The organism is Streptomyces sp. YS-3 (assembly GCF_045257485.1).
Taxonomy (GTDB): Bacteria; Actinomycetota; Actinomycetes; order Streptomycetales; family Streptomycetaceae; genus Streptomyces.
On record NZ_JBJHPC010000392.1, the window covers coordinates 1 to 6,940 of the forward strand.

Consider the following 6,940-nt stretch of genomic DNA (forward strand, 5'->3'; position numbering starts at 1 on the left):
CCCCCACTCCGGGATCCCTGCCACCCCTCACGATCAACTCGGTCTATGTGTCCGGGGTTTCGTCGGGGGGATTCCTCGCCAACCAGCTGCACGTCGCGCACTCCGAGATCTTCAAGGGCGTCGGGATATTCTCCGCGGGACCGTACGACTGCTCCCAGGGCAATGTCTCCACCGCGCTCTACGCCTGCATGGACACGTTGCTCGCGCGCAAGAGCCCCGCCCAACTGGAGCAGGAGACCCGTGACCGGGCGGCTTCCGGCGCGGTCGACCCGGTCGCGCATCTGTCCGGCGCCCCCGTCTGGCTCTCCCACGGCAGCTCCGACCAGACCGTGGACCGCGCGGTGAACGACGATCTCGCGGCCTACTACCGCGACCTGGGCGCCGACGTCGTCTACGACACCGCGTCGCCGGCCGGGCACGCCTGGGTCAGCCCGCTCGGCGAGGTGTCCTGCACCTCCACGGCCGCGCCCTATATGAACAACTGCGGCGGCGACCCCGAGAAGGACATGCTCGCCCACCTCTTCGGCTCCGTAAAGCCCGCCACCACGGCCCCGCTGACCGGCCGACTCGTCCAGTTCGACCAGAACACCTATGCCCCTGGTGGCAGCGCCTCCGCGATCAGCATGGGCAACGAGGGATTCGCGTACATCCCGCAGTCCTGCGCGACGGGTGCGTCCTGCCGGCTGATGGTGGCCCTCCACGGCTGCTACCAGTACTACGGGCTGATCGGCGACAAGTTCATGGCCGAGGCCAACCTGAACGAGTACGCCGACACGAACAGCACGGTCGTGCTGTACCCCCAGGCCACCACCGCGAGCGACAACCCGCGCGGCTGCTGGAACTGGTGGGCGTACGGCGGCGACACCCACTACGCCGACAAGGGCGGCCGGCAGATCACCGCGATCACGAACATGGTGAAGGCGATCGCCCAGGCCCCCACGACGCCGGCTCTTCCGGCCCCGACCGGTCTGACCAGCACCGGGACCACCGCGAGCGCGATCTCGTTGACGTGGAACCCGGTCGCGGGCGCCGCCTCGTACAACGTCTACCGCGACGGCGGCAGGGCCAACTCCGTCCCGCTCGACGGCACCGCCTACACCGATGGCGGCCTGGCTTCCGGCACGACCCACACCTACACCGTCGCCGCCGTCGACGGTTCCGGCGCCGTGGGGGCGCGTTCGGCCCCGGTGACGGCCACGACCACACCGGCCACCACGCCCCTGCCGAACTGCTGGACCACCGACAACGTCGCGCACAACCTGGCCGGGCGGTCGTACTTCATCGGTGACAAGAGCTATGCGATCGGCACCGGTCAGTACATGGGCCCGCACACCGCCACGGCTCTCAGCAGCCTGCACCTGCGCTCACCGGGCTCATGGGAGGTCGTACCGCACTGCTGAGACGGACCGTGCACCCGTCAGCCGGGCCGGGCGTCGCGACCGCGGCGGCCGGCCTTCGGCCGTCCCGGCACTTGCGCCGAGATCGCGATGGCGGTCCAATGCTGAAGATGACTGCCGTCGGTGGGCACGGCTCCCCAGATGCCGGGGCCGAAGAAGGCGCGAACCCGCTGGAGGAGCTGTCGCTCGACCAGCTCCGTCGGCGCGGGAGCATGAAGTGGCGCACCTACCCGGCCGATGTGCTGCCCCTGTGGGTGGCGGAGATGGACGTTCCGCTCGCGCCGCCGGTCGCCGAGGCGCTGCGCGAGGCCATCGACACCGGTGACACCGGATATCCCGCCGGAACCGAGTTCGCCGAGGCGCTGGCGGGCTTCGCCTCGCGCCGCTGGAAATGGGACGGCGTGGCCGTCGACCGCACCGCCATGATCCCCGACGTCATGATGGGCGCGGTGCAGGTGCTGCGGCTGGTCACCGACCCCGGTGACCCGGTCGTCGTCAACTCCCCGGTGTACGCGCCCTTCTACGCCTTCATCACCCACGACGACCGCCGGATCGTGGAGGCCCCGCTCGCGCGGGATCTGCGGATCAGCCCGGACACGCTGGAGGAGGCGTTCCGGAGTGCCCGGAGGCAGAGCGGCCGGGGCGGGATCGGCTACCTCCTCAGCAATCCGCACAACCCCACCGGAACGGTCCACACCGCCGAGGAGCTCACGGCCGTGGCGGAGCTGGCGCGGCGGTACGGAGTCCGTGTCGTGGCGGATGAGATTCACGCGCCACTCGTCCTGCCGGGCGCCGAGTTCACGCCCTATCTGAGCCTGCCGGGGGCCGAGGACGCGTTCTCCCTCATGTCGGCCACCAAGGGCTGGAACCTCGCCGGGATCAAGGCGGCGCTCGCCGTCGCGGGCCTCGAGGCGGCCTCCGACCTGCGCCGCATCCCCGAGGAGGTCCACCACGGCGCGAGCTTCCTGGGCGTCATCGCCCACACGGCGGCCTACCGCCACGGGGAGCCTTGGCTCGACACCCTGCTGACGGGGCTCGACGCGAACCGGGCCCTGCTGGGCCGCCTCCTCGCGGAACACCTGCCCGGGATCGGGTACACCAGGCCGGAGGGAACCTATCTGGCCTGGCTGGACTGCCGTCCCCTGGGCCTCGCCCCGGAGGCCGGCCCCACGGACCCCGAAGACCCGGCGGACCCCGCAGACTCCACGGACCTCGCGGTCGTCACCGACCTGGCCGGACCGGCCCGGCTGTTCCTGGACCACGCCCGGGTGGCGCTCTCCTCCGGCCACATCTTCGGCACGGGAGGAGCAGGGCACGTACGCCTGAACTTCGCGACCTCGCGGTCCGTGCTGACCGAGGCGGTCACCCGCATGGGACGCGCGGCGGCAAGCCATACGCGCTAGCCCTTCCCGCCGGTCACGTCTCTGAGGACGTACACACGGTCTGCCCACGTATGACAGCCCGCCGGCGCGGGGCCGCGTATCGTGCCCGGATGACTGTGTTACCGGAAGAGTTCGTACGGACCACCGTCGCGCGCGAAGGAGAGCCGGGAGCCGCCTGGATCGCCGGGCTGCCGGGGCTCGTGGAAGAGCTGCTGGACCGCTGGGAGTGCGTACCGGACGGTCCGGTCATGCACGGCGGCGTCGGCGTGATCGTTCCCGTACGGCCCGTACGACGGGGAGATGAGCGGCCTGCCGTGGTGAAGGTGTCGTTTCCGCATCCCGGCAACGTGCACGAGCCGGACGCGTTCGTGGCGTGGGGCGGGCGCGGTGCCGTACTGCTGCACGAGCGCGACGACGAGCGGTTCGCGATGCTCCTGGAGCGGGTCCGGCCGTTGACGCTGGGAGAGCTCCAGGACGGCGACGAGGTGGTGAGGGTGGCCGGGCGCCTCAACCGCCGACTGGCCGTGCCCGCGCCGCCCGGCCTGCCCCGGCTGCGGGAGCGGGCGGACGCCTGGGAGGAACAGCTCCGCAAGGATGCCGAGGACATGCCTCACGCACTGCCACGTGATGTCCTGGACGCGGCCGTGGCGACCGTACGCGAACTGGGCCCGGTCCAGCCGGACGTCCTCGTCCACGGCGACCTCCACGCCCGCAACATCCTGCGCGCCGACCGCGAGCCGTGGCTGGCGGTCGATCCCAAGGGGTACGCGGGCGATCCCGCCTACGACGGCGGCACGCTGCTCAAGTCACGCGCGCTGACGCTTCTCGAAGCGGACGATCTGGGCAAGGCGGTCGATCGCATCCTGGACGTGTTCACCGAGGCCGCGGAGCTCGACCGCGAACGTGTCCGGCGGTGGGCGCAGTTCCATGCCGTGCAGGCCGCGTTCTGGGGCCGCCGCCACGGCTTCCGGGTCGCCCGCGGCGGACCGCTGCTGGACTGGATCACCGAGTTCGCCGACCATCTGGCGGGGTTGCTCACGAAACGCTCGTGAGGTCGAGGAAGGACGTGGGGTCGTCCGGGTCGACGGGCAGACCGGGCGGGCGCGCGGGGTCGAAGTGCCGACGGGCGAACGCGTCAGTGGCCCGGTGCACCACATCGGGCTGCGGAGGCGCGGGCCAGACGGTCAGAGCGTGTTCTTCCACCACGTCCTCCCCTTGGATGGCCTCCCCCGCGTCCCGGCCGCGGGCCTGGACACGCACCCGGTACCAGCCCGGGCCGGCCGTGGCGAAGTCTCCGGCCTCCTCCACCACGTCCCCGCCCCACTGGAACAGCCACAGGGTGCCGCTGCTGCTGTAGATGCTCACGTCGACGGCGGTCTCCCACTCCTCACCGACGGGTGGCGGCCCGTCCGCACGCCGCTCCGTCGTCAGACGTGTCGGGCATGGGCGGATCATGCACCACGGCACTGACACCGCCGGGGTGGGCAGCCGGGCGCCGACCCGGGGTACACCGCCCGGTGTCGCCCGGTGCTCAGGTCGCAGCAGGGCCACGGGAGGCGTGGGTGACCGCACTTACGGCGTCAGACGCCGCCCTCGATCAGCGTCCAGCCCGACGACACCCGTGCGAGCGAGCCGACGTTGGCGTAATGGCCGTGGAACAGCGTCGATGTCCACGCCGTGCCGTCGTCCTTGTAGAAGAACAGGCTGTCGGAGGTACGGCCCTCCTTCTCCCAGATGCCGGAGGTGCCGATCCTGTTGAAGTGGATGCCCGAGCCGTTGGTCGCCCTGGACACCCGGAACTGGAGTGCGTCGTCGGTCCTCGCCAGGGACAGCACGGAGTCCTTGGTCGCGGTCAGCTCCCCGAGGAAGTCGGCTCGCGGGATGCCGCCCTTGTCGTGGTAGACGCCGCCCGTGAGGGTGCCGTAGCCCACGTTGCTCCAGGGGGAGTCGCCCGAACCGTGCCTGGCCGCGGAGATCAGTGTGTCGCAGGAGGCGGCCATGGTCCCCCAGCCCGTGCTGAAGTTGTCGTACTGACGCATCTCCCGGTACGTGCCGTTCTTGAGGGTGCCCGTGACGCCGCGGCCGGTGTCCCCGTTGTAGAAGAGCACTGAGTCGCCGGACGCCTTGACGAAGGTCCAGTCGGTGGAGAAGTCGTCGTAGGAATGGGTGCGGTGGTACCGGCCGCCCTTGAGGGTGCCGACCTCTCCGGCCCCGGTGTCCTTGTTGTAGAGCACCAGTGTGTCGCGGCTCGCCGCGCCGTGCGTGTATCCGGTCGGGAGGTCGAACTCCGCCTTCTCCTGCCAGTGACCGGCGGAGAGGGTGCCGGTGGCGGCCGAGCCGCTGTCGGCGTTGTAGAAGAGGATCGAACTGCTCGGCCTCGTCTGATCGCAGTACGACGAGGTGGCGCTCGCGGGCGACACCGGGCCGGTCAGCAGCACAGCCGTGGCGGAAGTGACCGCGGCGAGCGCGGCCACCAGGGCTTTCCTCATGGCTTTCCCCATTTCCTCGCACCGGGTACGTGCGGCGTCGGGGCGCCCCGGAACCCCCGCGTCCACCTTCCATCGTGCGCCGCCCGGACCCGCATCGCATCTCGGTACGGGGACGGGCTCCATGACCTGCCCTGGCAGACCTCGCGGCCGGAGCACCGGCCGCCGCGCACCGGGCCGTCCCCCCGGCCGTCCGCGCCCGCCCCTGTCGTTACTCCTCGCCCCGCGAGAGGTGTTGGTTGATACGAGGTCCACCCACCCAACTTCTCTGTGGCATCTGCCAGTACGGCGCCGGGACCAGCCGGGAGCAGACTTTCTGCCACGAGCGCGGCCCGCTGATCCTCTCGTTCCTGAGAGCCGGTGTGGCCGCGTGCGGGACGATCCACGATCCACACAGGTGTTATCCACACGAGGGGGCGGCATATGGGCGTGCAGCAGCAGTACGACCGGATCGGCGAGGCGTTCGAGGGGTTCAAGTCCCTGCCGCTGATGCGTTACGGGAAGGTGCCGAGCTTCCTGGGCCTGGTCGGGGACGTGGGCGGCAAGTCGGTTCTGGACCTGGCGTGCGGCACCGGTTTCTACAGCAGGGAGCTCAAGCGGCGCGGCGCCGCGGACGTCTTCGGTGTCGACATCTCGGGCGAGATGATCGCCGTCGCGCGCAGGACCGAGCAGGGTGAGCCGCTGGGGGTGCGCTACGAGGTCGGTGACGTGGCCGAACTGCCCGCGCTGGACCGGCGCTTTGACCTCGCTCTGGCCGTGCAGTGCCTCAACTACGCGAGGGACAGGGCGGAGATGGAGCGGATGTGCCGCGCCATCCACCGGAACCTGGTGGCGGGAGGAGCGTTCTACATGCTCTGCCAGAGCCCCGACTACCGGTTCAACCATCCGCCTCTGGACAAGTACGGGTTCCGCTGCGAGCCCACCGGCGAGGAGACCGAGACGGGGCCGAGGGTGCGGGTCACCGCTCTCCTCGACCCGGAGCCGGTCACCATCCACGTGGCGGCCCCGCGCCGCGAGGTCTACGAGGAGTCTCTTCGGGCGGCCGGGTTCAGCGCGGTGGAGTGGGTGCCCCTGCGGATCTCCGAAGCCGGCGTCCATGAGTTCGGCGAGGACTTCTGGGCCGACCTGCTCGCGAACCCGCCGCTGGAGATGCTGCGCTGCCGCGTCTGACCAGCGCGTCCGGGCAGCGACCCGGCGGACCGGCGGGTTCCGCCGATCCGCCGGCACCTGCCGCCTCGGTCACCCGAGGCGGCAGGAGGGCCGGGTAAGCCGGTCCGTGCGGGAGCCGTGGGGTTCACCGCTCCCCCGGCGCCCCCGCCCGGTTCACCGTCAGCTCCGCGATGCCCGGGTGCTCCTTCGCCTTCGCGTCGCCCCGCACGGTGACCCGTACGTACCGTGCCAGTCGTACGTCGTCCTTCACGGCCCGCCTCCAGTGCCGGCCGTCGAGGGACAGCTCGATGCTGTACGCGACGGGCTTGGTGGCGTTCCAGGTGGGGGTGACGCTCTTGACGCGGACAGGCCCGGCGAGGTCCGTCGTCAGTCGGCCGTTCGCACTGTCCGGGACCCAGGCCGTAGCCGTGTTGCCGTCCACCGCGGCGCCCGCGTACATGCCGGACTGCTGGGAGGAGGCGGTGGCGGTGGTGCAGCGGGCCGCGTTGGTGGTGGGGGTGAGGTC

Annotated in this window: 7 protein-coding genes; 4 read left to right on the forward strand and 3 right to left on the reverse strand. The window is 71.0% G+C overall.

The features are described 5' to 3' along the window. The 3 genes from ACJA3G_RS26050 to ACJA3G_RS26060 all read left to right on the forward strand — a co-directional run. The coding region (locus ACJA3G_RS26050; protein ID WP_406555481.1) for a PHB depolymerase family esterase at positions 1 to 1,400 on the forward strand (1,400 nt) is incomplete at its 5' end. A 107-nt stretch (positions 1,401 to 1,507) separates the two neighbouring features. Further along, the gene (locus tag ACJA3G_RS26055; protein ID WP_406555482.1) at positions 1,508 to 2,800 is read left to right on the forward strand and encodes a MalY/PatB family protein; all 1,293 of its coding nucleotides are present in this window, start codon (positions 1,508 to 1,510) and stop codon (positions 2,798 to 2,800) included. A gap of 89 nt (positions 2,801 to 2,889) precedes the next feature. Next, positions 2,890 to 3,831, forward strand: a complete 942-nt coding sequence (locus tag ACJA3G_RS26060; protein ID WP_406555483.1) for an aminoglycoside phosphotransferase family protein — start codon at positions 2,890 to 2,892, stop codon at positions 3,829 to 3,831. Here the strand turns inward: ACJA3G_RS26060 and ACJA3G_RS26065 are convergent. Continuing rightward, positions 3,815 to 4,234: a hypothetical protein gene (locus tag ACJA3G_RS26065; protein ID WP_406555484.1), complete on the reverse strand. Its 420-nt coding sequence runs from the start codon at positions 4,232 to 4,234 to the stop codon at positions 3,815 to 3,817. The genes ACJA3G_RS26060 and ACJA3G_RS26065 overlap by 17 nt on opposite strands. A 125-nt stretch (positions 4,235 to 4,359) precedes the next feature. Then, complete coding sequence (locus ACJA3G_RS26070) at positions 4,360 to 5,268, reverse strand: hypothetical protein (RefSeq protein ID WP_406555485.1); 909 nt, start codon at positions 5,266 to 5,268, stop codon at positions 4,360 to 4,362. Between the two features lie 420 nt (positions 5,269 to 5,688). Here ACJA3G_RS26070 and ACJA3G_RS26075 point away from each other — a divergent pair, with 420 nt between their 5' ends. Then, positions 5,689 to 6,435 carry a class I SAM-dependent methyltransferase gene (locus ACJA3G_RS26075; RefSeq protein WP_406555486.1) on the forward strand — a complete coding sequence of 249 codons (747 nt, stop codon included), beginning with the start codon at positions 5,689 to 5,691 and terminating at the stop codon, positions 6,433 to 6,435. Positions 6,436 to 6,559: 124 nt separating this feature from the next. Here ACJA3G_RS26075 and ACJA3G_RS26080 read toward each other — a convergent pair. Continuing rightward, positions 6,560 to 6,940 (reverse strand): discoidin domain-containing protein (locus ACJA3G_RS26080; protein WP_406555487.1); only part of this gene is annotated, 381 nt, incomplete at its 5' end.

Excerpts from the sequence above, each read along its gene's own strand:
- ACJA3G_RS26060 (WP_406555483.1), top strand. The coding sequence starts at position 2,890 with ATGACTGTGTTACCGGAAGAGTTCGTACGGACCACCGTCGCGCGCGAA.
- ACJA3G_RS26075 (WP_406555486.1), top strand. The coding sequence starts at position 5,689 with ATGGGCGTGCAGCAGCAGTACGACCGGATCGGCGAGGCGTTCGAGGGG.
- ACJA3G_RS26055 (WP_406555482.1), top strand. The coding sequence starts at position 1,508 with ATGACTGCCGTCGGTGGGCACGGCTCCCCAGATGCCGGGGCCGAAGAA.
- ACJA3G_RS26070 (WP_406555485.1), bottom strand. The coding sequence starts at position 5,268 with ATGAGGAAAGCCCTGGTGGCCGCGCTCGCCGCGGTCACTTCCGCCACG.
- ACJA3G_RS26065 (WP_406555484.1), bottom strand. The coding sequence starts at position 4,234 with ATGATCCGCCCATGCCCGACACGTCTGACGACGGAGCGGCGTGCGGAC.